The following is a 24,048-nucleotide window of genomic DNA, read 5'->3' on the forward strand; positions in this document are numbered from 1 at the left end:
CTCACTGTACTTTTTCAATTGGTGCAAATTTCGCTAATAAGCGTTTTATCCCAACCGGACTTGGGAATGCAATGTCAAGCTCCTTATCTTCATTAGATCCTTTCACACTAACTACCGTTCCGATTCCCCATTTTTTATGAGCTGCTTTATCCCCGACAGACCAATCAAGGGCATCTCCACCTGTACTTTTTAACGTTGGTTTCGAGAAAGAAGGGCGGGTTGCTTGCGCTGTTTGCCGTGAAAACGATGCACTTCTCTTCACTTGTGAAACATTGTTAATTAACTCTGCTGGAATTTCTGCAATAAAACGAGATTCTGGATTCATATTTGTGCGTCCAAATAATGTACGCATTTGCGCGTTTGTTAAAAACAATTCTTCTTCAGCACGTGTAATTCCGACATATGCTAGGCGGCGTTCTTCTTCCATCTCTGCTTCTTCCATTAAGGAGCGGCTATGCGGAAACACTCCTTCTTCCATTCCGATTAAAAATACGACTGGGAATTCAAGGCCCTTTGCAGAGTGAAGTGTCATTAACACAACTCGGTCTTTTTCTTGTTCTTCTTCCTCTTCGTCAAGTTGATCAATATCTGCAATTAATGCTAAATCCGTTAAGAAAGCGACTAAACTTTTGTCTTCACTTTGTTTTTCGAAGCTTTGTGTAACGGATATAAACTCATCGATGTTTTCTAAGCGGCTCGCTGCTTCCAATGTTTTTTCTTGTTTTAGCATATCACGGTAGCCTGTTTTCTCAATAAGCTCTTCGGCAAGTTCCGTTACGGATAAATAATCTTGCATATCGGTAAAGTTACGGATCATGTCACGAAAAGATAATAAAGCATTGACGACTCGTGCACTTACTCCGATCTCTTCAATTTCTTCAAGTGCCTGGAACATGGATATTCCGTGCTCTATTGCATAGGCTTGAATTCGATCAACAGACGTTGCTCCAACTCCACGTTTTGGTACATTAATGATTCGAGTTAAACTAATATCGTCATCTGGATTTGCTACAACACGTAAGTAAGCAAGAATATCTTTAATTTCTTTGCGGTCGTAGAACTTAATGCCACCGACAATCGTATAGTCGATATTCGATTTTAATAGTACTTCCTCCATGACACGGGATTGAGCATTTGTCCGATATAAAACCGCGATATCAGAATATTTTCTATCTCCAGAACGAACCATTTCTTGAATTTTCCCAGCAACAAACTGTGCTTCCCCTTGTTCGCTATCCGCACGATAATACGTAATTTCATTTCCTTCTGGGTTTTCCGTCCATAAGTTTTTCGGCTTGCGATTCATATTATGTTGAATGACTTCATTGGCGGCTTGTAAAATCCGCTTTGTTGAGCGATAGTTCTGCTCTAATAAAATAACGTTTGCATCTTCGTAATCTTTTTCGAACGATAAAATGTTCGCAATGTCTGCACCGCGCCAACGATATATCGACTGATCTGAATCTCCGACGACACAAATATTTTTAAAACGTGCAGCGAGCATTTTAACTAACATATATTGCGCACGGTTCGTATCTTGATACTCATCGACATGAATGTACTGGAATTTTCGTTGATAATATTCAAGCACTTCAGGCACTCGTTGGAATAGGTGAATCGTAGACATGATGAGATCATCAAAATCTAATGATTGGTTTTTCAGTAACTTTTTCTGATAATCGGTATAAACCTCACTCACCATTTTCTCCCACGGACCCGCTGCGGACTTTTGATATTCTTCGGGCGTTATAAGCTCGTTTTTAGCCGCACTAATGGAGCCAAGGATCGACCTTGGGTCATTTTTTTTCGGATCTAAGTTTTTTTCTTTTAATATTGATTTTATAACGGATAATTGATCCGTTGTATCAAGGATGGAAAAGTTACGATTAATACCGATCCGGTCAATATCCCGGCGTAAAATACGGACACACATCGAGTGGAATGTCGCAATCCATATATCTTCTCCACCAGAGCCTAAGAGACCTTCGATACGCTCTTTCATTTCTCGAGCCGCTTTATTCGTAAACGTAATCGCTAAAATGTTCCACGGTGCAACTTGCTTTTCCGCCATTAAGTATACGATGCGATGTGTTAACACTCTCGTTTTTCCACTACCGGCCCCTGCCATAATTAAGACAGGACCATCTGTTAATTTCACCGCTTCTTTTTGCCGATCGTTTAAACCTGAAAGTAATTGTTCTGTAATAAATTGCAAAACCGGTCACCACCTTAAACAAACGTATGTTCTTATTTTACATGAATGTTCGAGATTCGTCATGCTCCTTTAACAGCTTGTACCGTGTTTAACGCTGCCTCTATATTTTCATAAATGACATTGCCAACGACAACAATGTCTGCACACTCAGCCATCTCTTTTGCTTGTTCTGTTGTTTTAATACCGCCACCATAGACGAGCTTTGTGTTCTGAAGACAAGATTTCGCAGCTTTTACCGTTTCAACATCACCATAAGTACCACTGTATTCTAAATAGAAAATAGGGAGCTTAAACATATGCTCAGCCATTCTGGCATATGCCTTTACATCTTCTACATGAAGGGACGTATTGGCTTCCGTTAGCTTTGCTGCTTTACAGTCATCATTTAAAATACAATACCCTTCCATCACAATCTCTTCCCAATTCATTAGTTCACCGTACTCTTTCACCGCATCGTGATGTAATTCGGTAATCCATTTCGTATTTTGACTATTTAAAACAGTCGGGATAAAGTATAAATCAAAGCCTGGAATGATGGCGTCTCGATTGGACACCTCAAGCACACATGGCACAAGATACCTGCGAATACGTGCCAGTAGGTTAAGGACATTATCTTCTGTAATATTGTCACTTCCACCAACGATGACAGCATCCGTATTTGATTCGCATATTTTCTCAAGCTGCTCATCGCTTATATCTTTATCTGGATCGAGTTTAAACACGTGTCTCCACTCGTTAATATCATACATCCTATGTTCCTCCTATTCTTCATACCATTTCATTATTATAACAAAATTGATCCACCCAAAAAACGACCGTATTATTTTATGTATGAAGTTTCCATTGCTTTGTTGGGAATTTTACTGTGAATAGTGATCAGAAGAGCATCTAAATTTAAATACCAGGCGTTATGGAAATTTAAATTGAGGGAGAATTTTGATATTTTTCTTAGAAAGCGCTATCAAAGAAAAAAGACAGCTTTTTAGTCGTTTTTTATTAAATTCGGAGGGGCTAATGGAGATAATTGCACGAGTTTGAGGGATAATTGCACCACTTTCGTCAACTTTTGCACGAACTCTACCCTTAATTGCACGAATCTTAAACTATTTGCACATGAATTTCTTTTTTTGCATATTTTATGCTGTAATTGCACCTCATTATCTTTATTTGCATTTACTTTCGCTGAATTGCACCTCATTATCTTTATTTGCACTTACTTTTGCTAAATTGCACGACCTAAATGAATTCTCACCTTATCCAATCCCTTATTTTAAAAAAGTAAAAAGCTGCCTAAGACAGCTTTTACTCTTTATCATGGACACGGTCAAGCGCCATTGCGTATGCATCATTTCCGTAGTTTAAACAGCGTTTGACACGGGAAATGGTTGCGGTGCTTGCGCCTGTTTCCGTTTCAATTTTATGGTAGGTGTTTCCTTCTTGTAGCATTCTTGCTACTTCAAGGCGTTGAGCAAGGGATTGAATTTCGTTCACCGTACAAAGATCATCAAAAAAACGATAACATTCTTCAAGATCCCGTAATGAAAGAATAGCTTCAAATAATTGATCCAATTCTTTTCCCCGTAGTTTATCGATTTGCATGCGCATGTCTCCTTCCATTTCTATGGTAATCGCAACATTTTATTTAAGTCTGGAACAACGTTTATCCATGTACGACCTGGTACAAACGGAACTGGGTCCCCGTTTTCGTATGGCAAAATACGTCCATCGATGTTTTTCCATTCAACTTCACGCATTTGTCCATGTTGAAATAAGTATCCATTGCCTCCAGTGTACACATCTATATTTCTCCGACCATAATTATCAATAATTTTATGCTCCATTTCAACTACAAAAATATTGCTTATTAATACAGGATCTTTTGTATCTCGGTCTACCGTCAATTCGTCCCCACTATATCGCTTGTACCTAGCTAATTCATCATCATATTCATATTGAATGGTCCAAGTTGGAGAATCATCGTATTGAACCGTAAATTCAGGCATCGCCGAACCACTATCATTTACGTTTTCTTTTGCAAATGGGATGGGTGGGACTTCTTCTGTTGTCGAATACCCTTTCTTTTCTGCCCCCTTTTCCATGTTAGCAAATGAAATATAAGAATTATGGGGGGCTTTTCGGGTATCATCTCGCCAAAACAGCGTGCCATCATAAAATAATCCGTTTAAATAATCCGCTTCTCCCGATGTTAATTTTTCTTTTGCTGAAGGGCTCCAGCCATGGCTAACATATAATGCATCGTACCCTTTACTTAAGTCAATATAATAATCTCTAGCACTTCGTACAGGCCCGATGACTTCTGGCTGTTCACTTTGGAAGATCGCTAAAAAACGGGTTACGTGTCCTTCCGCTAAAAGCTCGTATACAATATCTGCTTGATGAAGACCTGATTGCGGCCTTGCTTTTGGATGATTGTTCACCATGACTGCATAAGGGCGAGTATCCACCTTTACTTTCGAAGGTAAACCGGTTAAAGGATGCAGAAATGCAGCCTCTTCTTTTGACTCTTCACTTCGCACTTCTTGTTCATAATCCGAATTTGATTGTTCGACACTGTTTGAGCAGGCGGACGTGATGCTTAAAGCTACGATCACCGCACTAAACAAAAGACGTTTCATACATTCACAACCTTATTTTGCTCTTCTCTTTTATATTTTAACGCATTATCGATGGAAAGAGTATCGTTTTTTTCATCACATCAAAAATTCCTTCCGGTGTAATACGAATATACGGTAGATGGGTTGAAGATAAAAACAATAAAGAATAAATAACATCGGAGAATGGATAGCCCCTCTCCCTCAAAAGCCGGTCTAAAATTCTTTCTTCATCTAAAATATGTTCGAAATCTTTCATCGAAGCAATCCCATTAATATGAAGAGGAATTTCATGTAAAACTTCTCCATCTTCAACAAGAACAATCCCGCCACCGAGCTCTTTTAATCGATAAAACGCTTTCAATATATCGTCTTTCCTTTTCCCAATTAAAATAATATCACCTGTCGTTGAATAAGAACTCGCAAAGCCTTTCACGCTTTTCGCAAAGCCCTTAAGTAGCGTATTAATCCGCCACTTTCCTTCTTTGTCAATTAAGACAAGAAAGCTTTCATCATGATCTGTTGACAGTTCGTCCTTTGAATTATCAATTGTAATCGAGTACGGTTCCATAATAACGGCATTTCGCATTTTCAATCCCATCGGCATAGAAAATTGCAAGTCATCACTCGTTAAGTCCCATTGAATGTCCATCGGTTTGACATCATATTGATCCCAATTCATTTCTGAAAATACATGTTGAATTTTTTCATCCTTCTTTATCCATTTTCCTTTAGCTAAAACGGATACTGGATGAGGATTTTTCGGGGAATTCAAAAAGTTTATTGAGGCGAGCCTTCCCGGTGCTATTACCCCTAATAGTGAATCCAGCTCATAATATTTCGCAATATTATAGGAAGCCATTTTATAAGCTTCAAACTCTGGAACCCCTTCTTGAATCGCAATGTCAAGTGCTTGATTCATCATCCCTTCACGATAAAAGTTTGGCGTTGACCCATCTGTGTTAAAAAACATTTCATCAAAGCGCGTGACACCAAGCTTTAATAAATCGCGCAAAATATTTTTTAAATCAGGTCGAATCGAAGAATGTCTAAGTGAAACGGTGTAACCATTTAAGAGACGTTTATATACTTCTTCTCCTGTCATCGCTTCATGATCACAATCTGCCCCAAATAGCTTCATTTTGGCTAACGTTGTCTCTGAAGCCCCTGGGAAGTGTCCTTCAATTCGTTTTCCAGCTCGTTTCGTTTCATTCATCCAATGAAGATATAAATCATCCCCGGCTAACAACTTTGGCCACCCTGTAAGCTCACCACCTTGGATCACGGCCGGATGGTTAATCCACTCTTTAATAACCTCAGGTGCGAGAATTCGTTCTTCTTCTTTTATTTCTGTTTGAAGATCAAATCTTGCCCACCAAAAAAATTGGACAGGGTGTGTTTGCATGTCTTTCAAAAAAGAAAACGCTTTCTTTTTGTCGAATTGTAAAAGCAGTAATAAGTTATCGCATACTAACGTCGTCGTCCCCGATTGCGACACATACTTCGCTAATGAATGGGGATTATATAATTGAAATGGGTGGGCATGTGGTTCAATATAACCCGGTACTAAGTAAAGGCCGCTACAATCATACACTTCTGTCTCTTCACTTACTTGCGGTTCTTTATCTCCAACATAAATAATCCGGTCTTTATGAATCCATATGTTCCCTTTTACCCATTTATTGACGTAAGGATGTAAAAACGTAGCATGCTTTAGCCATAACGTAGGTGCTACTTTATTTGATGCGACATCAATATGGTGACGGATATCATTTGTTTTCCAATAAGCACGACTTGGCATAAGCACTCCTCCTAAACATTGGTCATTACTTTATATGTTAACATATGAACAATATTAACGCATTAAAGAATTTTGACAGTTTTTAGAATACTATTTGTAAAAATTCACGAAAGAAAAGGAGTGAAGGAATTGCTTAGACCGAATATTGGAATCGTGAATGCGCTCCTTCGAATTACGTTTGGACTTACCGCTCTTTGTTGGGCTTGTTCCAAATATATAAAAATGCCTTGGAGAGATTCCTTATTACTTGTAATTATGTGTGCTGCCATGAAGGTTGGGGAAGGAATATTGCGATTTTGTCCAATCACGTTTATGTTTGAATGTTACATGGAAGATGACGAGGATTTGGATGAAGAAGACATGGCTTTCAATCCTTCCTAATTGGACTGCATGCAAATGGAGCAAACCTGTATTCAAGGTTTGCTCCATCAAAATATACAAAGGAGGTACACATCTATGTTTATGGAAATTTTCACGGATATGACCTTTGTACTGGCCTTATTAATCGGAAGTATCATAGCCTTGCTTTTTGCATTTGTGCGAAAAAAGCGAAGCTCAGAACACTGATTTTAACGCACGATGGCCGATGTCTTTTCTAAAAAACAAGCCGTCCATTGGCACTTGCTCTAATTGTTTGTACACTTCTTGCTGTGCTTCTTTTAATGACTTCCCATATGATGCAACGAGATAGACACGGCCACCATCTGACACATATTGGCCGTTTTCTTTTTTCGTGCCCGCATGGAAAATAAGATGATGATCTTGAAGTGGCTCTAGATTTCCAAGTGGAGTCCCTTTTTTATAGTCCCCTGGATATCCTTCTGATGCAACGACAACACCCATTACCGCTTCATCACTCCACTCTAATTCCACTTGCTCTTCTTTTAACATTTTGATTAAAATATCGACTAAATCGGACTTCAGTCTCGGTAAAACAACTTGTGTTTCCGGATCACCAAAGCGGGCATTAAATTCAATGACTTTCGGTCCTTGATTCGTAATCATTAATCCAGCATATAAAATACCTGTAAAGCTTCGATTCTCGTTTTTTAGTGCCCTTGCAGCAGGTTTTAAAATCGTCTCAATCGACTTTTCAACAATGGAGTCTGGAATTTGTGGCACAGGTGAATACGCTCCCATTCCACCTGTATTAGGCCCTTTATCTCCTTCATAAGCGCGCTTATGGTCTTGGGCGATGACCATCGGATATACTTTCTCACCGTGAACAAACGCCATGAGAGAGAATTCCTCTCCTAACAAAAACTCTTCGACAACAACAGATGAGCTAGCTTTTCCGAATTTATCGTGTTGTAAATAATCACGAAGTGTTTCAATCGCCTCTTCTTTCGTCTCGGCCACAACGACACCTTTACCTGCGGCTAAGCCATCCGCTTTAATAACAATTGGCGCACCTTTTTCTTCAACGTAACGTTTCGCTTCTTCAAATTGCGTAAATGTTTCATATTCAGCAGTCGGTATGTTGTATTTTTTCATTAAATCCTTTGCAAAGGCTTTACTTCCCTCGATAATAGCGGCTTCTTTCGTTGGGCCGAATACTGTTAGCCCTTCCTTTTGAAATTCATTGACAATCCCATTCATTAGCGGAACTTCTGGTCCAACAATTGTCAATCCAATTTGCTCTTTTTTCGCAAATTGAATGAGTGCTTCTGTGGACTCCTCAGAAATATTGACAACTTCCGCAACAGATTCCATTCCTGCATTCCCTGGTGCGACAAATACTTTGTGAACAAGGGGACTTTGAGACGCTTTCCAAGCCAATGCATGCTCACGTCCACCTTTACCAACGATTAATACATTCATCTTTTAGCACTCCTTTAAAAGGCTATATTTTCTTGTTGATTCTTTGTACATACTTCTTATAGCCTTAATGTTTGAAATGACGGACTCCTGTAAAGACCATGGCGATTCCATATTCGTCTGCTTTTTTAATCGACTCTTCATCACGTATCGATCCACCTGGCTGAATAATAGCTGTCACACCAGCTTTTGCCGCTGCTTCTACCGTATCCGGCATTGGGAAGAAGGCATCTGACGCTAAAGCACTGCCGCTTGTTTTTTCACCAGCTTGTTCAATCGCAATTTTTGCCGCGCCGACGCGATTCATTTGACCTGCGCCAATTCCAACGGTCATTTCATCCTTCGCTAATACGATGGCATTCGATTTCACGTGCTTCACGACTGTCCAAGCAAGCTTTAAGTCTTTCCATTCTTTCTCTGTTGGTTCCCTCTTTGTTGGGATTGTAATTTGTGCATCTTCAAATGTAAACGTATCTTCATCCTGTACAAGTAACCCACCATGAACCGATGTTAACTGTTTTTCCGCACGGGATGGAGCATTTACATCAATCGTTAACAGTCGTAAGTTTTTCTTGCTCGTTAAAATGTCAATTGCTTCTTGTGTGAAGGAAGGAGCAATAATAATCTCAAGAAAGATCTCATGCATTTTTTCCGCTGTTTCTTTATCTACTTCACGATTTAAGGCAATAATACCGCCAAAAATAGACGTAGAGTCTGCTTCATACGCTCTCGTATACGCTTCAAATAACGTTTCTCCTGTTCCGACGCCACAAGGATTCATATGCTTAACCGCTACAGCAGCTGGCTTTTTAAACTCTTTCACAATTTGTAATGCCGCATCCGCATCTTTAATATTGTTGTAAGAAAGCTCTTTTCCATGTAATTGAATCGCTTCTGTCAGAGAGCTTTTCGGCCGAATTGGTTTTTGATAAAACGTCGCCTTTTGATGTGGGTTTTCCCCGTAACGTAATGATTGCTTTTTCTCAAACGTAACGGTCACTGATTCTGGGTCTTCTTCCCCTGATTCATTCGTTAAGTACTCGGCAATTAAAGCATCGTAGGCTGCAGTATGTCTAAACACTTTCGCTGCTAACTTTTTCTTAACAGAAGAACTTACTTCATTTTGCTCTTTTAATTCTTTTAACACAACGTCATAATCAGACGGGTCTACGATCACAACGACATCTTGATGATTTTTCGCAGAAGCACGAAGCATCGCTGGTCCACCAATGTCAATATTTTCGATCGCCTCTTGAAACGTCACGTCTTCTTTTGAAATCGTTTCTTTAAATGGATATAAGTTAACAACGACTAAGTCAATTGGCTTAATATTATTTTCCTCAAGCTGCTTCATATGTTCCTCATTTTGACGAACCGCTAATAAACCGCCGTGAATAGATGGATGAAGTGTTTTAACACGTCCGTTCATAATCTCCGGGAAGCCGGTTACTTCAGATATACCCGTTACAAGCACTCCATTTTCTTCTAATAACTTTTTCGTCCCACCAGTAGATATGACTTCAATGCCTAATTGGACAAGCTCCTTGACGAAAGGAACGATATTTTCTTTATTGGACACACTGACAAGCGCACGTTTCATATCGATTATTTCACCTCAAATAGTTTTGTTAAGCAACTTATGAATAACTGCTGGATAAAAAGAGTGTTCAATTTGATGAATTTTTTGTGCTAATGATTTGGCATCATCTTCCGCATCAATTTCAACGGCCTTTTGGGCAATGATTGGCCCTGTATCCATCCCTTCATCGACATAATGGATTGTCACACCTGTCACCTTGACTCCTGCTTCTAATGCTTGCTCAATGGCATTTTTACCAGGGAATGAAGGAAGGAGCGATGGGTGGATATTGATAATTTTCCCTTCATATTCTTTTAATAAAGTAGGGCCAATTAAGCGCATATACCCAGCTAAAAAAATAAAATCAATGTCGTTTTGGCGTAACTCTTCAATGATATCTTGTTCAAAATGAGCTTTACTTTCATACTCTTTCGGCGTAAATACAAACCTCGGGATATTCTCTCGTTCAGCGCGTTCAACGACTTTTGCGCCTACTTTATCACATACTAATAAACTAACCTCAGCTTCTAATTTTCTATCCTTTATCGAATCGACAATCGATTGAAAGTTGGATCCGTTTCCTGAGGCAAAGACGGCGATTCGTTTCATTTTAATGTGCCTCCACCAAACGAAATGCCTTCACCTTTTTTTACACGTCCAATAATATAAGCCTTTTCTCCGCTTTCTTCTAGTCGTGCTATGACATGAGGCATATTCGTTTCTGATACTGCTAACACAAAGCCAATCCCCATATTAAACACTTCAAACATTTCTTTTGTTTCAATCGAACCTTTTTCTTGAATGAATGAAAAAATCGATGGAATTGGCCATGAACCATAATCAATTTCTGCCCCTAATCCTTTAGGGAGCATTCGCGGAATGTTTTCTATAAAGCCCCCGCCTGTAATATGAGCCATCCCGTGAATATCGCTATTCATTATGGCATTTAATACAGGACGAACATAAATTTTGGTTGGCTTTAGCAGTTCCTTACCAAGCGTTTCTTCTAGTCCTTCATACGATTCATCAAGATGTAATTGGTGGTCTTCAAGTAAAATTTTTCGAACGAGTGAATAACCATTACTATGAATGCCACTAGAAGCAAGACCAATTAATAGATCCCCTTCTTCAATCCGTTCACCTGTTACGACTTTCGATTTTTCGACAACACCGACAGCAAAGCCTGCGATGTCGTATTCTTCCTCATCATAAACACCAGGCATTTCCGCTGTTTCCCCGCCAATTAAAGCACAGCCGGCTTGTTCACAGCCGTCAGCAACTCCTTTAACGATTTGCTCAATTTTTTCCGGAACGGCCTTCCCAACTCCGAGATAGTCGAGAAAGAATAACGGTTCAGCACCTTGTGCTAAAATATCATTCACGCACATCGCGACTGCATCGATGCCAATCGTATCGTGCTCGTCCATCATAAATGCTAGTTTTAATTTCGTTCCAACACCGTCTGTTCCAGATACAAGCACAGGTTCCTTATAGCCTAGTGTTGATAAATCAAACATGCCGCCAAAACCCCCAAGTGCCCCGATCACACCTGGACGATTTGTTTTGGCCACATGCTTTTTCATGCGAGAAACCGCTTCATATCCAGCGTGAATATCTACTCCAGCCTCTTTATATGATTTGGACATAACCATATCCTCCTTGTAGCCCATCAAACGATTAAGAGCGTAATTTAGAAAAGCGCAAGCACCTTAACTCATCCTCAAACAAACATGTTGTTACGACTAAAGGCGCTTTTTTCCTTTACGGGAGCTAATCCCCACCTATCTAAAAGCATAAGGCGGGAGTTAACTGCTTGTTATTTAGTCTTATACATTAATCTTTTTCATGTGGAAGAACGGTATCTTCATAAATGTCGGTTGGATATTTCCCTGTAAAGCAAGCCATACACTGTCCGCGATATTCACCATCATTTGTTCGTCCAATACCTGCTAACAATCCTTCGTTTGATAAAAAGGCGAGACTATCCGCACCGATAATTTGACGAATTTCTTCGACAGAATGAGAAGAAGCAATTAACTCTTCATGTGTTGATGTATCAATTCCATAAAAACATGGGTTGGCAATCGGAGGTGAACTGATTCGGACATGAACTTCAGTCGCTCCTGCCTCCCTTAGCATACTCACAATTCTTCTTGAGGTTGTACCTCGAACGATAGAATCATCGACCATAACGACACGCTTTCCTTCAACGACTTTCCGAACAGGTGAAAGCTTCATTTTTACTCCTTGCTCACGAAGCGCTTGGGAAGGCTGAATGAACGTACGACCGACATAACGATTTTTAATTAAGCCTAGTTCATACGGAATATCCGCTTCTTCTGCAAACCCAATTGCTGCAGAAATACTAGAGTCTGGTACACCTGTTACAACATCTGCTTCAACCGGTGCTTCTGTCGCAAGACGTTTCCCTAGATTTTTACGTGCTGTATGCACATTTACGCCTTCAATATTGCTGTCTGGTCTGGAAAAATAAATATATTCCATCGAGCAAATCGCCCGATTAATATTTTTAGAGAATCGCTCTGTTGTTAATCCATCATCATTAATAATTAATAACTCACCCGGCTCTACATCACGCTCATACTCAGCTCCGATGACGTCAAATGCACATGTTTCAGATGCAATGACGTATGCATCACCAAGACGGCCTAGTGAAAGCGGGCGCAAACCATTCGGGTCAAGGGCTACCATCATTTCCGTTTCGGTCATTATGAGAAAAGCATAAGCCCCTTTAATCATTTGCAACGCATTTTTCACCTTGTCTTTTAGTGATGAATACCCGCTTCGCTTAATTAAATGTGCCAAAACTTCTGTATCAGATGTTGTTTGAAAAATACTCCCTTGGTTTTCAAGCTGGTGCTTTAAGCCAGAAGCATTGACTAAATTTCCATTGTGGGCTAACGCTAAACTACCGTTTTGCGATTGGAATAATAGAGGCTGAACATTCATATATCCTCCGCCTCCAGCCGTAGCATAACGAACATGTCCAATGGCTGCTTTCCCGTGTAAATCATTTAATTGCCCTTGTGCAAATACTTCTGTGACTAGACCTAGCCCTTTATGACCGACTAGCTTTTCTCCATCTGTTACAACAACTCCTGCTCCTTCTTGACCGCGATGTTGGAGACTATGCAAGCCATAATATGTGATTTGGGCAGCGTCGGGGTGTCCCCACACCCCAAAAACGCCGCATTCCTCATTTAGCCCCTTGATTTCAGCAAGCATGGAATAGCTCCTTTCCAAGCACGCTCGAGCTCTTCTACAGATGCTTTTATTAGCTCCTCTCCCGATTCGTGCTTTACGTTTAACGTGCCATCATTTGTTACTTTACCGATAAACTTTGCTTCTACTAGTTTCTCAAACGCTTCTTTATCCTTTTGTTTCACCGATACGATAAAGCGAGATTGAGACTCACTGAATAGTTCAGCTGTCGCGTTACCATCGATGACAACTTGCGCTCCTAACCCTTCTGCACCGAGTGTACATTCTGTTAAAGCTACAGCAATCCCACCTTCTGATACATCGTGTGCAGACTGAATCACACCTTGCTTAATCGCCGTTAACATTTGATTTAATCGTTCTTTTTCCACACCTAAATCAATGGTCGGTGCTTGACCAAAGATTTTCCCTTCTAATACTTTTTGAAGCTCACTGCCACTAAACTCCGGTTTTGTTTCACCGATGACGTAAATCAAATCTCCTTCTTGTTTAAACGCTTGCGTTGTAATGTGAGAGACATCTTCGATTAAACCGACCATTCCAACAACCGGTGTTGGATAAACGGCTGTTCCATTTGTTTCGTTATATAAAGAGACGTTTCCGCCAATAACTGGTGTAGAAAGCGTACGACACGCTTCACTCATACCGTCAACCGCTTTTTCGATTTGCCAGAAAATTTCTGGTTTTTCAGGGCTACCAAAGTTTAAGCAGTCTGTAATCGCAAGTGGTGTTGCCCCAGAGCATACGATGTTTCGAGCAGCTTCTGCTACGGCAATTTTCCCACCTACTTCTGGATCTAAATAAAGATAGCGAGAATTACAGTCTGTCGTCATCGCAAGCGCTTTATTCGTATCACGAATTCGGATTACCGCTGCATCTGAACCCGGTGCAACAACAGTATTCGTACGAACCATGTAGTCATATTGATCATAAACCCATTCTTTACTTGCAATGGTTGGCTGTTGTAATAACGTTAGTAACGTATCTTTATAGTCCTTCACTTCTGGTGTATAAGGTTCCATCTCTTGGAATTCTTTATAATAGACAGGCTCTTTTGATGGCTTGTGGTAAACAGGTGCATCTTCTGCTAACGCATCAACAGGAATTTGGGCAACAACTTCACCTTTATGTGTTAAAGTCAGCATTTTATCGTCAGTTACTTTTCCAATCGCGACCGCTTCAAGACCATACTTTTCAAATAGATCAATGATCTCTTGCTCACGACCTTTTTCAATGACAAGAAGCATACGCTCCTGTGATTCAGAGAGCATCATTTCATACGGAGTCATATCTTTTTCACGTTGCGGAACTAAATCGAGATTCATCTCGATACCAGAACCCGCTTTACTTGCCATTTCAGCTGAAGAGCTCGTTAACCCAGCAGCTCCCATATCTTGAATTCCGACAAGCGCATCTGATTTGATCACTTCAAGGCATGCTTCTAAAAGGAGCTTTTCCATAAATGGATCTCCTACTTGAACAGCTGGACGTTTTTCATCTGACTCTTCCGTTAACTCTTCAGATGCAAATGTCGCACCGTGAATACCGTCACGTCCTGTTTTTGCTCCAACATACATGACCGTATTGCCAACACCTTTTGCTTGTCCTTTTTTAATATCCTCATGGTTAATTAATCCGACACACATCGCATTCACAAGTGGGTTTCCTTCATAAGAAGGATCAAATTGCACTTCGCCGCCAACCGTTGGAATTCCAATACAGTTTCCATATCCAGCAATTCCAGCAACAACTTCTTCAAATAAATATTTCACACGTGGTGATGTTAATTCACCGAAACGAAGTGAATTTAATAAGGCAACAGGACGTGCCCCCATGGAGAATACGTCGCGGATAATACCACCAACACCTGTCGCTGCTCCTTGATACGGTTCAATTGCTGATGGGTGGTTATGACTTTCAATTTTAAATACGACTGCTTGATGATCGCCAATATCGACAATTCCCGCCCCTTCTCCAGGCCCTTGTAATACACGTTCACCTGTAGTTGGGAATTTCTTCAATACTGGTTTTGAGTTTTTATAACTACAGTGCTCTGACCACATAACCGAAAAAATTCCGATCTCTGTATAATTTGGCAGGCGACCTAAAATCTTTTCAATAAGGGCGAACTCTTCATCACTAACGCCCATTTGTTGATATAGTTTTTCTTCTTTAATCATTTCTACAGACGGTTCAAGCATTAGTGACATGAGCTTCCCTCCAACTTTTTACGATTGATTTAAACAATGTTAATCCGTCAGCACTTCCGAGTAGTTCATTCACTGCTCGTTCTGGATGCGGCATCATTCCTAGAACATTTCCTCGTTCGTTCACAATTCCAGCAATATCGAGTAAGCTTCCGTTTGGATTGCTTTCATAGGTGAAAACAATTTGCTTATTCTCTTTTAGCTTTTCTAACGTTTCTTCATCACAGTAGTAGTTCCCCTCTCCATGGGCAATCGGAACGGTAATAAGCTCGTCCTTTTCATAAAGAGAAGAAAACATCGTTTCATTGTTTTCAACCCGAAGCTTTACTGGACGGCACATAAACTTTAAGTTTTGGTTGCGGCGCATCGCTCCAGGTAACAATCCAGCTTCGAGTAAAATTTGAAACCCATTACAAACCCCTAACACTGGCTTTCCTTCATTTGCTGCTTTCACTACTTCTTTCATCACATTGGCAAAGCGGGCAATCGCTCCTGAACGTAAGTAGTCTCCATACGAAAAACCACCTGGTAATAAAATCCCATCAAACCTACTTAAATCAGTCGCATCATGCCACACATATTCCACTTCTTCACCAAGCTCATCCTTAATGGCATGATACATATCAACGTCACAATTCGAACCCGGAAACACGATTACGGCAAATTTCACTGTGCGACTACCTCCTCAATTTCGTAGCGGTAATCTTCAATTACTGGGTTTGCGAGTAATTTATCACACATTTCTTTTAATACTTCTTCTACGTCACGTTCAGACTTTTCAATTAGAAGCTCCATGTACTTTCCAATTCTCACGTCTTGAACTTCTTTATAGTTCATCGAATGTAAAGATTCTTTTACAGCACTACCTTGTGGGTCTAATACACTTTCACGTAATGTTACATAAACTTTTACTTTGTACATGGAATAGTTCCTCCTAATCGTTTTAAAATTTCGGTATAGGCATCTGTTAAATTACCAATGTCACGTCGAAATACATCTTTATCCAACTTTTCATTTGTTTTCGCGTCCCAAAGCCGACAAGTATCTGGGGAAATTTCATCCGCTAATATAAGGGTTCCATCTGATGTAACCCCAAACTCAAGCTTGAAATCAACTAAGTTCACACCACAATTTTTAAAATGTTCTAACAAAATAGTGTTTACTTTTAGCGCAATTTTCTCGATCTCGTTTAATTGCTCATCGGTTGCTACGTTCAATAGTTCAATATGAGCTTTATTAATAAGCGGGTCACCGAGATCATCATTTTTGTAATAGTACTCGATTACAGGCTTTTCAATGACCGTTCCCTCTTCTATTCCGAGTCGTTTTGATAAACTACCAGCTACAACGTTTCGAACGACCACTTCTAACGGAATAATCGATACGCGCTGTACTAACTGCTCATATGGTGAAAGACGCTTAATAAAATGTGTCGGCACTCCAGCTTCCGTTAATTTTTCGAATAACAAACACGTAATCTCATTGTTTAGTACGCCTTTTCCTGCAATCTCAGCTTTTTTTTCACCATTAAAAGCAGTAGCTGAGTCCTTATAAGTCACATACAATACTTCTGGATCATCCGTTTTATATATTTTCTTTGCTTTTCCTTCGTATAATAAGGTTCCCTTTTGGATGGTCATGTTTGTTCAGCCTCCTAAAGACGGAATATTGGCAATTTTTCTATTGAGATAGAGGCAGTAAACTACCTCTATTCTGCTAAACCACAACGTTCAAAAATAACGTCAACATTTTTTAAGTGATAGTTATAATCGAAGCAGTCATCGATTTGTTCTTTCGTTAGACGAGACGTAATGTTTTCTTCTGCTTCAATTAATTCACGGAACGGTACTTGGCGATCCCATGCTTCCATTGCTTTTGGCTGAACTAAGTCATATGCTTCCTCACGCGTCATTCCTGTATTAATGAGCGCTAATAAGACGCGTTGAGAATAAATGAGACCTAACGTTTTATCCATATTTCGCTTCATGTTTTCTGGGAATACTGTTAAGTTTTTCACGATATTTCCGAAACGATTTAACATGTAGTTCAGTGCAATCGTAACATCTGGAAGAATGATACGCTCTGCTGATGAATGGGAAATGTCCCGTTCATGCCATAATGGTACGTTTTCATAAGCTGTCATCATCATTCCGCGTACGACACGGGCAATTCCTGTCATATTTTCTGAACCAATCGGGTTGCGTTTATGCGGCATAGCTGATGAACCTTTTTGTCCTTTAGCAAAGAACTCTTCTACTTCACGCGTCTCACTCTTTTGCAGTCCACGGATTTCTACGGCAAACTTCTCGATAGACGTCGCGATTAAAGCAAGTGTAGCTACATATTCTGCATGGCGATCGCGCTGTAATGTTTGCGTTGAGATTGGTGCAGCTTTTAAACCAAGCTTTTCACAAACATATTGTTCAACAAACGGATCAATGTTTGCATATGTTCCAACGGCACCGGAAATTTTCCCGAATTCGATTTCTTCTTTTGCACGCTTGAATCGTTCTAAATTACGCTTCATTTCTTCGTACCAAAGGGCCATTTTTAAACCGAATGTTGTTGGCTCGGCATGAACGCCATGTGTACGTCCCATCATCACGGTATATTTATGTTCAAGTGCTTTATTCTTTAAAATGTCAACAAAGTTTTCAATATCTTTTAGTAAAATGTCGTTTGCTTGTTTTAATAAGTAAGATAACGCTGTGTCTACGACGTCTGTAGACGTTAAACCGTAATGAACCCATTTTCTCTCTTCACCTAACGTTTCAGAAACCGCTCGTGTAAAGGCAACGACATCATGTCTCGTTTCCTCTTCAATCTCTTTAATACGCGCAATATCAAAAGAAGCATGTTCACGCAGTTTTTTCACATCTTCTTTTGGGATAACGCCTAATTCCGCCCATGCTTCACATGCTAATATTTCTACTTCAAGCCAAGCGTTGAAACGGTTTTCCTCTGTCCAAATAGCTCCCATTTCGGGTCTCGTATAACGTTCAATCATTCATCATTACCTCCGTTTTAGGACCTGTTCCAAATAGTTGTTTCATTTAATTGCTTTGTTAATAACTCAACATTTGTTGAATAAAACGTGATGTGGCCCATTTTCCGATTAGCTTTTGCTTCATTTTTTCCGTACAAATAAAGCTTGCCATCTGTTAAAAGTTTATCGTTTTCGATAACAGGTTGTAAATGCTGTCCTAAAATATTGACCATTATTCCTTCATGTAATAAGGAAGGCTGTTTTAAAGGCAACCCACATATTGCTCGGATGTGCTGTTCAAATTGAGATGATGTACATAAGTCTAACGTGTAATGTCCAGAGTTATGTGGACGTGGTGCCAATTCATTTATATAAATGTCCCCATTTGAAACAAACATTTCAACCGCTAATGTTCCGATTAATCCAAGCTTACTTGCAAGCATTTTAGCCGCTTGAATCGCCTTTTCTTTTAATGTGTCATCAATTCTTGCCGGCACGATGCTTTGATGGAGAATGTTGTTCACATGGATATTTTCTGCTACAGGAAAAGTCGTCGTTTCTTCCTTTACACTCCTTGTCACAATAACGGAAATTTCCATATCAAAGGAAATCCATTTCTCAAGGACACAACGGCCTTTCTCTAGTAAAGATTTAGCCTGTTCAGCTTCTTCCTTATGACGAATGACAAATTGTCCTTTTCCATCATAGCCGCCGCGACACGTTTTTAAGACGGCAGGAAGACCAATCTCCTCGACTGCTTTTGCAAGCTGCTGGGCCTGTTCCACAACACGGAAAGGGGCAACCGTTGCACCTGCATCTACAATCGCCTCTTTTTCCGTTTGTCGGTCTTGGGTGATTGAGAGCAGTTGACTTCCTTGCGGTAAATAAGCATGTTGTTCAAGCCATGTTAATGCCTCATAATCAATATTCTCAAATTCATAGGTGATGACATCGCTCATTTCCGCAAGCTTTTTGATGGCATCTAAATCGTCATATGCAGCTGTCACTTCGATATCGCTTACTTGACCACAGGGGCAATTCGGTGTCGGGTCTAATACCGCCACATTATACCCCATATTTTTTGCCGCTATCGCCATAAACCGCCCTAGTTGGCCACCGCCAATAATTCCAATTGTCTGTCCCGGTAAAATCGTTTTATACAAGTTGATCACTGCTTTCTAACACTGTTTCTTTCGTACTTTCTCGTCGCTCCTCTAGCTTTTGCTTAACCTTATCATCTTCGATTGAAATGATTTGCGCAGCTAATAAACCAGCATTCGTTGCCCCTGCTTTTCCAATGGCTACAGTTGCAACTGGAACGCCTCCTGGCATTTGCACAATCGATAATAATGAATCAAGCCCATTTAACGTACTTGATTTGACAGGAACTCCGATAACAGGAAGCGTCGTTTTCGCCGCGACCATTCCCGGAAGATGTGCAGCACCACCAGCGCCTGCAATAATGACTTTTATTCCTCTTTCTCTTGCGTTTTCAGCATACTCAAACATGAAATCAGGTGTTCGATGGGCGGATACGACCTTTTTTTCATACGGTATCTCGAGTGCATCTAATATTTCACAACTATGTTTCATCGTTTCCCAGTCTGACGTGCTTCCCATAATAACACCAACAATAGGCTTCATGTTGCTCCCCCTCTATCAGCAGAAATTTAATAGTTTATATAAATAGCATTAGCTTATCGTAATGAAATCATTAGTACAGAACGAGCAAATTGTTTTGGGGTAAAATTCAACTCGATTTGTAAAAATAGAAAAAGCCCGCTCTGTATTTTCCCTCATATAGTGGAAAGTAATACAAACCGGGCATAGAACATATAGTATGTATGCTCAATGACAGCCACAATCATTACTTTCCCCCATAGTCCAACAATTTACGGTCGTCGGGTAGAAACTTTTGGGCCATATTCCCAATATTATATGAGGTACTGGTTTACGTATTTTGTTCATCTTCATATTAACAATGATTGTATCGAGCTGTCAACGATAATATCGAACAATTAAACTAAATTAATTATTAATGTTCGGTTTTTATAACAATTTTCCTTCAAAAACAATCTTTCGTCCGTACGGAACAACTTCAATTGCCCCATTCACCTTCTCTTCCTTAAAAATAGGTTCTTCCATTCTTCTAACCGGAAAATACCCTTCTTCTTTCATTCGATTGAGACAATCATCAATCGTTTCATTTTCCGCCACTTCAAACTTTCTCTTTTTCGGTTTCTGACTCATCGTTTTACGATCCTTTCTTTGAATACTTCGTACCGTCATTATGACGAAGAAATCAATATTGTTACGTTTATCATAATCACATTGTATTTGATTTTTGTGTGGATGGAAAGTTGCGATGAATATTCTAAGATAAGATAAAATGAAACGATTATTTTTTATGTAAAACAAATAAATAGATTAACGTTCACATTTTTAAAAAGATTAATTTATTTTTTGATTCTCCCGTTCAAAGCCTTCTTCTTTTAAAAATTTGTATTTATGATCCCAGTTCATTTTTGCTTCTTCTGTCATAAAAGGATACACATAATTGTCTATACATCGAAAAAAATCATCATCATCTAGAAGATTATAAGTTCGAATTTTTACTTTTTTATGGTTATACGTTTTTATTACAATATCGTTCATTAAGTTAATCTGATTATAGACATAATCAATCTCACGAATATCTTTAATAGACACATTACGTTTTTTCGTCACAATCTTTCCATCTTCACCCATAACAATTGTAAAGAGTATTTTTCCTGGCTTATAGCTTGGAAGATACCATAAGGTTGTATATATAAAGAAAGGAAGTAAAGACAACCCTCCCCCAATATAACGAAGAGAATATTTAGACTCAAATTGCAATCCATAGTGCAATATAAATAAACAGGCTCCTATTCCACCAAAATTAAACAAAACTGACCATGCATACATAAATTTAGACCCTTTTACTTTTATAATCTCACCTTCTGTTTTTATGTTAGCCAAGTGGTTTTACCTCCTTCCTTTTTCCTTATTGCTCAAATTTATTTAGGAATCGACAATTTAGTACTTGCCCTCCGTTTTTCTGTTAACAATGTATCCCGATTACAAATCAACCACATATACAAATAGAGAAAACGACTGCATGTACATCTCTGCCGTTTTCTCATAATTTCAATTGGTTCTTAGCTTAATCCGTTTTCTGTTGTTTTCTTGTATAATTGATATTTTTAAGGAACTGACTTCCATCAATTATCTTATCCCATTTATTTTTCACTTCTTCTCTCATAAATGGGTATACAAACTCGTCAACCACATCAAAATAGTCAACTTCTTGTAGTAGATTATACGTTTTTATTTTTATAACTTTATTGTGATACGTTTTAATAACGATCTCTAGCATCAAATTGAACGGATTCCGGACCAAATCGATTTCACGAATCTGTTTGATAGGTACCGTATGTTTTTTCGTCACAATCTTTCCTTCTTCTCCCGGGACTATCGTAAAGAGCACTTTTCCTGGCTTAAATCCAGGGAGATGCCAAAACGTTAGATAGACACAAAAGGGTAGGAATCCTATTCCTCCTCCTATATAAAAGAGGGAATAGTTGGATTCAAATTTAAGTCCATTAAACAATAAAATTAAGCAAGATACAATTCCTCCCCAGGTTCCTGTGGCTACCCAACAATACATAAACTTTGACCCTTTTACTTTTATAATCTCACCTTCTGTTTTTATGTTAGCCAACGCATTTCCTCCTTGCTATACTGTCATGGAATTTCTTTCAAATAAGAATGTTTGTAACGTTTTTTCATTTGCTTTTTGAAAAACAAATTCATTGTAATTTCCTCTTGAAATAAACCATGTCTCTTTTTTTCCTGGGACGATAAATAATAAATCAACGATATTCGGGAGATTGTCTTGGTCGTATTCCATATAAAGTATACTATCCATCTTCCCTTTTCGTACGGATAAATCATCAAGAAACGCTTCAAACAACGGGTTTCCCTTTAAATTTGTATCGATCTGTTCCAATGAACACTGAGTTTCGTCTTGGCTTACTTTCTCTAATAACTTTTCATATTCTTCATTTTTCATCGTAAACGACTCTTCACATTCTTTCTTTAAGGAATCAAATTGAAAAAAGTCGTAAATCATGAAACGAGTTTTTTCTTTTGATATTTTCCCCACTTGATGAATTTGGTGATCGTGAAGGAGTTGATGCATAAATAGGTTTTGATCTGTTGTATGGAACGTTATACTTTGTTCATCTTCCAGATTTCCAAAGAACTTCGATGCTTTAATCGTACGATTTGCGTCATTTAACGCGTGAATATACGGTTTTACCTCATCTTTTAGCTTGTATTGATGATGCGCCTCTTCTACCATATTTTTAGCTAATAAGGAGCGCGCAGCCATTTCTAGCATAAACCGTAACTCGTAATCTTTTAGATTGGGAAAATAAGTTTCTTTTAAAGACACCCCTTGTTCGTATAATCCATCACTATAAAAAGAAAAGATGAGTTCCTCTATACTTAATTGAATCATATCCATAACGTCCTCCTAAATAAATGAAAATTTCTCTTCCAAAAAGCCTTTCGCTCCATTGACGAGAGAGCTGGCAGTTTCTTTCGCTTTTGAAAAGTCTTTACTTATTTCTTTCACTTTTCCTACCGGATCAGATAAGGTGTCTTTAATTTGATCGTTAACAAAATCTACGCCCTTGTTAAAGCCATCCACCACTTTTCCGGTCTTTTCAAATCCGCTTTTAAAGAAGTTAATCCCTTTATGAATAGGATCTTTTAGTGCAATGGCCGCTTTTTCACCAACTAGTTCCCCAATATTTGTTTACATTGTATCCCATTGAAAAATGAATAACCTATACAAAAAGAGAAAACGACTGCATGTACACCTCTGCCGTTTTCTCATAATTTCAATTGGTTCTTAGCTCAATCTGTTTTCTGTTGTTTTCTTTTATATTCCATATCCTTCAAAAACTGATTCTCTGTAATTTGCTTATCCCAAACTTTCTTAGCTTCATCATTCATATAAGGAAAAATATGGAGGTCTACTGTATTGTAAAAATTAACTTCATGCAGAAGATTATACGTTTTTATTTTAATCTCTTTATTGTGATACGTTGTAACGACAATCTCCATCATCAAATTGAACGGATTACGGATAAAATCGATTTCACGAATCTGTTTGATAGGTACCGTATGTTTTTTCGTCACAATCTTTCCTTCTTCTCCCGGGACTATCGTAAAGAGCACTTTTCCTGGCTTAAATCCAGGGAGATGCCATAAAAGTAGATAAAGAAAAAAAGGAAAGAAAAAGATTCCACTTCCTATATAGAAAAGGAAATAATTAGAATCAAATTTAAAACCTTCAGAAACTAGTATTATACATCCTACTAATCCACCTATAAAATAAAAAGTGCCAACAATGCATACATTAATTTGGACCCTTTTACTTTGATAGGTTCGTTCTTTCGAATTGGACTGACCAAATTATGTTCCTCCCAATTTGACGAATTATTTAAGAAAACGACTACTTATTATAGTTGCCGCTTTCTCGTTAATTAGCTCTAAGAGT

At 38.9% G+C, this 24,048-nt stretch carries 25 protein-coding genes and 1 riboswitch; of the genes, 2 read left to right on the forward strand and 23 right to left on the reverse strand.

Annotated elements, in window-relative coordinates:
* Position 1 precedes the first annotated feature (1 nt).
* From pcrA to MLD65_RS06000, 5 genes are all read right to left on the reverse strand, one after another.
* The gene (gene pcrA, locus MLD65_RS05980) at positions 2 to 2,215 is read right to left on the reverse strand and encodes a DNA helicase PcrA (protein ID WP_243290970.1); all 2,214 of its coding nucleotides are present in this window, start codon (positions 2,213 to 2,215) and stop codon (positions 2 to 4) included.
* A gap of 59 nt (positions 2,216 to 2,274) precedes the next feature.
* Complete coding sequence (gene pcrB / locus MLD65_RS05985) at positions 2,275 to 2,964, reverse strand: heptaprenylglyceryl phosphate synthase (RefSeq protein WP_243290971.1); 690 nt, start codon at positions 2,962 to 2,964, stop codon at positions 2,275 to 2,277.
* Between the two features lie 553 nt (positions 2,965 to 3,517).
* Positions 3,518 to 3,814, reverse strand: a complete 297-nt coding sequence (locus MLD65_RS05990) for a YerC/YecD family TrpR-related protein (RefSeq protein WP_243290972.1) — start codon at positions 3,812 to 3,814, stop codon at positions 3,518 to 3,520.
* A 20-nt stretch (positions 3,815 to 3,834) separates the two neighbouring features.
* Positions 3,835 to 4,851, reverse strand: a complete 1,017-nt coding sequence (locus MLD65_RS05995) for a DUF3048 domain-containing protein (RefSeq protein ID WP_243290973.1) — start codon at positions 4,849 to 4,851, stop codon at positions 3,835 to 3,837.
* A 37-nt stretch (positions 4,852 to 4,888) separates the two neighbouring features.
* Positions 4,889 to 6,628, reverse strand: a complete 1,740-nt coding sequence (locus tag MLD65_RS06000) for an adenine deaminase C-terminal domain-containing protein (protein WP_243290974.1) — start codon at positions 6,626 to 6,628, stop codon at positions 4,889 to 4,891.
* A 120-nt stretch (positions 6,629 to 6,748) separates the two neighbouring features.
* Here MLD65_RS06000 and MLD65_RS06005 point away from each other — a divergent pair, with 120 nt between their 5' ends.
* Positions 6,749 to 7,009 carry a YgaP family membrane protein gene (locus MLD65_RS06005; protein ID WP_481748498.1) on the forward strand — a complete coding sequence of 87 codons (261 nt, stop codon included), beginning with the start codon at positions 6,749 to 6,751 and terminating at the stop codon, positions 7,007 to 7,009.
* Positions 7,010 to 7,090: 81 nt separating this feature from the next.
* Positions 7,091 to 7,195: an EYxxD motif small membrane protein gene (locus MLD65_RS18240; protein WP_347709273.1), complete on the forward strand. Its 105-nt coding sequence runs from the start codon at positions 7,091 to 7,093 to the stop codon at positions 7,193 to 7,195.
* Here the strand turns inward: MLD65_RS18240 and purD are convergent.
* The 18 genes from purD to MLD65_RS06095 all read right to left on the reverse strand — a co-directional run bounded on the left by purD (position 7,184) and on the right by MLD65_RS06095 (position 23,912).
* Complete coding sequence (gene purD / locus MLD65_RS06010) at positions 7,184 to 8,449, reverse strand: phosphoribosylamine--glycine ligase (protein ID WP_243290976.1); 1,266 nt, start codon at positions 8,447 to 8,449, stop codon at positions 7,184 to 7,186. The two genes, MLD65_RS18240 and purD, sit on opposite strands and share 12 nt — an antisense overlap.
* A 64-nt stretch (positions 8,450 to 8,513) precedes the next feature.
* Positions 8,514 to 10,052, reverse strand: a complete 1,539-nt coding sequence (gene purH, locus MLD65_RS06015; RefSeq protein ID WP_243291022.1) for a bifunctional phosphoribosylaminoimidazolecarboxamide formyltransferase/IMP cyclohydrolase — start codon at positions 10,050 to 10,052, stop codon at positions 8,514 to 8,516.
* A 9-nt stretch (positions 10,053 to 10,061) separates the two neighbouring features.
* Positions 10,062 to 10,634: a phosphoribosylglycinamide formyltransferase gene (gene purN, locus MLD65_RS06020; RefSeq protein WP_243290977.1), complete on the reverse strand. Its 573-nt coding sequence runs from the start codon at positions 10,632 to 10,634 to the stop codon at positions 10,062 to 10,064.
* Positions 10,631 to 11,671, reverse strand: a complete 1,041-nt coding sequence (gene purM / locus MLD65_RS06025; protein ID WP_243290978.1) for a phosphoribosylformylglycinamidine cyclo-ligase — start codon at positions 11,669 to 11,671, stop codon at positions 10,631 to 10,633. Before purM ends, purN begins: the two co-directional genes overlap by 4 nt.
* Before the next feature lie 187 nt (positions 11,672 to 11,858).
* Positions 11,859 to 13,271: an amidophosphoribosyltransferase gene (gene purF / locus MLD65_RS06030; RefSeq protein WP_243290979.1), complete on the reverse strand. Its 1,413-nt coding sequence runs from the start codon at positions 13,269 to 13,271 to the stop codon at positions 11,859 to 11,861.
* A complete protein-coding gene (gene purL, locus MLD65_RS06035) occupies positions 13,247 to 15,475 on the reverse strand; it encodes a phosphoribosylformylglycinamidine synthase subunit PurL (RefSeq protein WP_243290980.1) in 2,229 nt (742 codons plus the stop codon). Before purL ends, purF begins: the two co-directional genes overlap by 25 nt.
* Complete coding sequence (purQ, locus tag MLD65_RS06040) at positions 15,459 to 16,142, reverse strand: phosphoribosylformylglycinamidine synthase subunit PurQ (RefSeq protein ID WP_243290981.1); 684 nt, start codon at positions 16,140 to 16,142, stop codon at positions 15,459 to 15,461. Before purQ ends, purL begins: the two co-directional genes overlap by 17 nt.
* Entirely contained in the window at positions 16,139 to 16,393 is a 255-nt protein-coding gene (gene purS, locus MLD65_RS06045) for a phosphoribosylformylglycinamidine synthase subunit PurS (protein WP_243290982.1), read from the reverse strand. Before purS ends, purQ begins: the two co-directional genes overlap by 4 nt.
* Complete coding sequence (gene purC, locus MLD65_RS06050) at positions 16,381 to 17,106, reverse strand: phosphoribosylaminoimidazolesuccinocarboxamide synthase (RefSeq protein WP_243291023.1); 726 nt, start codon at positions 17,104 to 17,106, stop codon at positions 16,381 to 16,383. Before purC ends, purS begins: the two co-directional genes overlap by 13 nt.
* 74 nt (positions 17,107 to 17,180) lie before the next feature.
* A complete protein-coding gene (gene purB, locus MLD65_RS06055; RefSeq protein ID WP_243290983.1) occupies positions 17,181 to 18,479 on the reverse strand; it encodes an adenylosuccinate lyase in 1,299 nt (432 codons plus the stop codon).
* Positions 18,480 to 18,496: 17 nt separating this feature from the next.
* On the reverse strand, positions 18,497 to 19,630 hold the full coding sequence (gene purK, locus MLD65_RS06060) for a 5-(carboxyamino)imidazole ribonucleotide synthase (RefSeq protein ID WP_243290984.1): 1,134 nt from the start codon (positions 19,628 to 19,630) through the stop codon (positions 18,497 to 18,499).
* A complete protein-coding gene (gene purE, locus MLD65_RS06065) occupies positions 19,614 to 20,102 on the reverse strand; it encodes a 5-(carboxyamino)imidazole ribonucleotide mutase (protein ID WP_243290985.1) in 489 nt (162 codons plus the stop codon). Before purE ends, purK begins: the two co-directional genes overlap by 17 nt.
* Before the next feature lie 216 nt (positions 20,103 to 20,318).
* Positions 20,319 to 20,420: riboswitch (purine riboswitch) on the reverse strand.
* 87 nt (positions 20,421 to 20,507) lie between these two features.
* Entirely contained in the window at positions 20,508 to 20,708 is a 201-nt protein-coding gene (locus MLD65_RS06070; RefSeq protein WP_243290986.1) for an NETI motif-containing protein, read from the reverse strand.
* Between the two features lie 201 nt (positions 20,709 to 20,909).
* Entirely contained in the window at positions 20,910 to 21,458 is a 549-nt protein-coding gene (locus tag MLD65_RS06075) for a DUF5381 family protein (RefSeq protein ID WP_243290987.1), read from the reverse strand.
* A gap of 184 nt (positions 21,459 to 21,642) precedes the next feature.
* Entirely contained in the window at positions 21,643 to 22,200 is a 558-nt protein-coding gene (locus tag MLD65_RS06080; protein WP_243290988.1) for a DUF5381 family protein, read from the reverse strand.
* 15 nt (positions 22,201 to 22,215) lie between these two features.
* Positions 22,216 to 23,007, reverse strand: coding sequence for a hypothetical protein (locus MLD65_RS06085; protein WP_243290989.1), 792 nt, complete (start codon positions 23,005 to 23,007; stop codon positions 22,216 to 22,218).
* A gap of 9 nt (positions 23,008 to 23,016) precedes the next feature.
* Entirely contained in the window at positions 23,017 to 23,193 is a 177-nt protein-coding gene (locus MLD65_RS06090; protein WP_243290990.1) for a hypothetical protein, read from the reverse strand.
* 209 nt (positions 23,194 to 23,402) lie between these two features.
* Positions 23,403 to 23,912, reverse strand: coding sequence for a DUF5381 family protein (locus MLD65_RS06095; RefSeq protein WP_347709274.1), 510 nt, complete (start codon positions 23,910 to 23,912; stop codon positions 23,403 to 23,405).
* Positions 23,913 to 24,048: the final 136 nt, after the last annotated feature.

The organism is Bacillus sp. FJAT-47783 (assembly GCF_022808615.1).
Lineage (GTDB): Bacteria > Bacillota > Bacilli > Bacillales > Aeribacillaceae > Bacillus_BZ.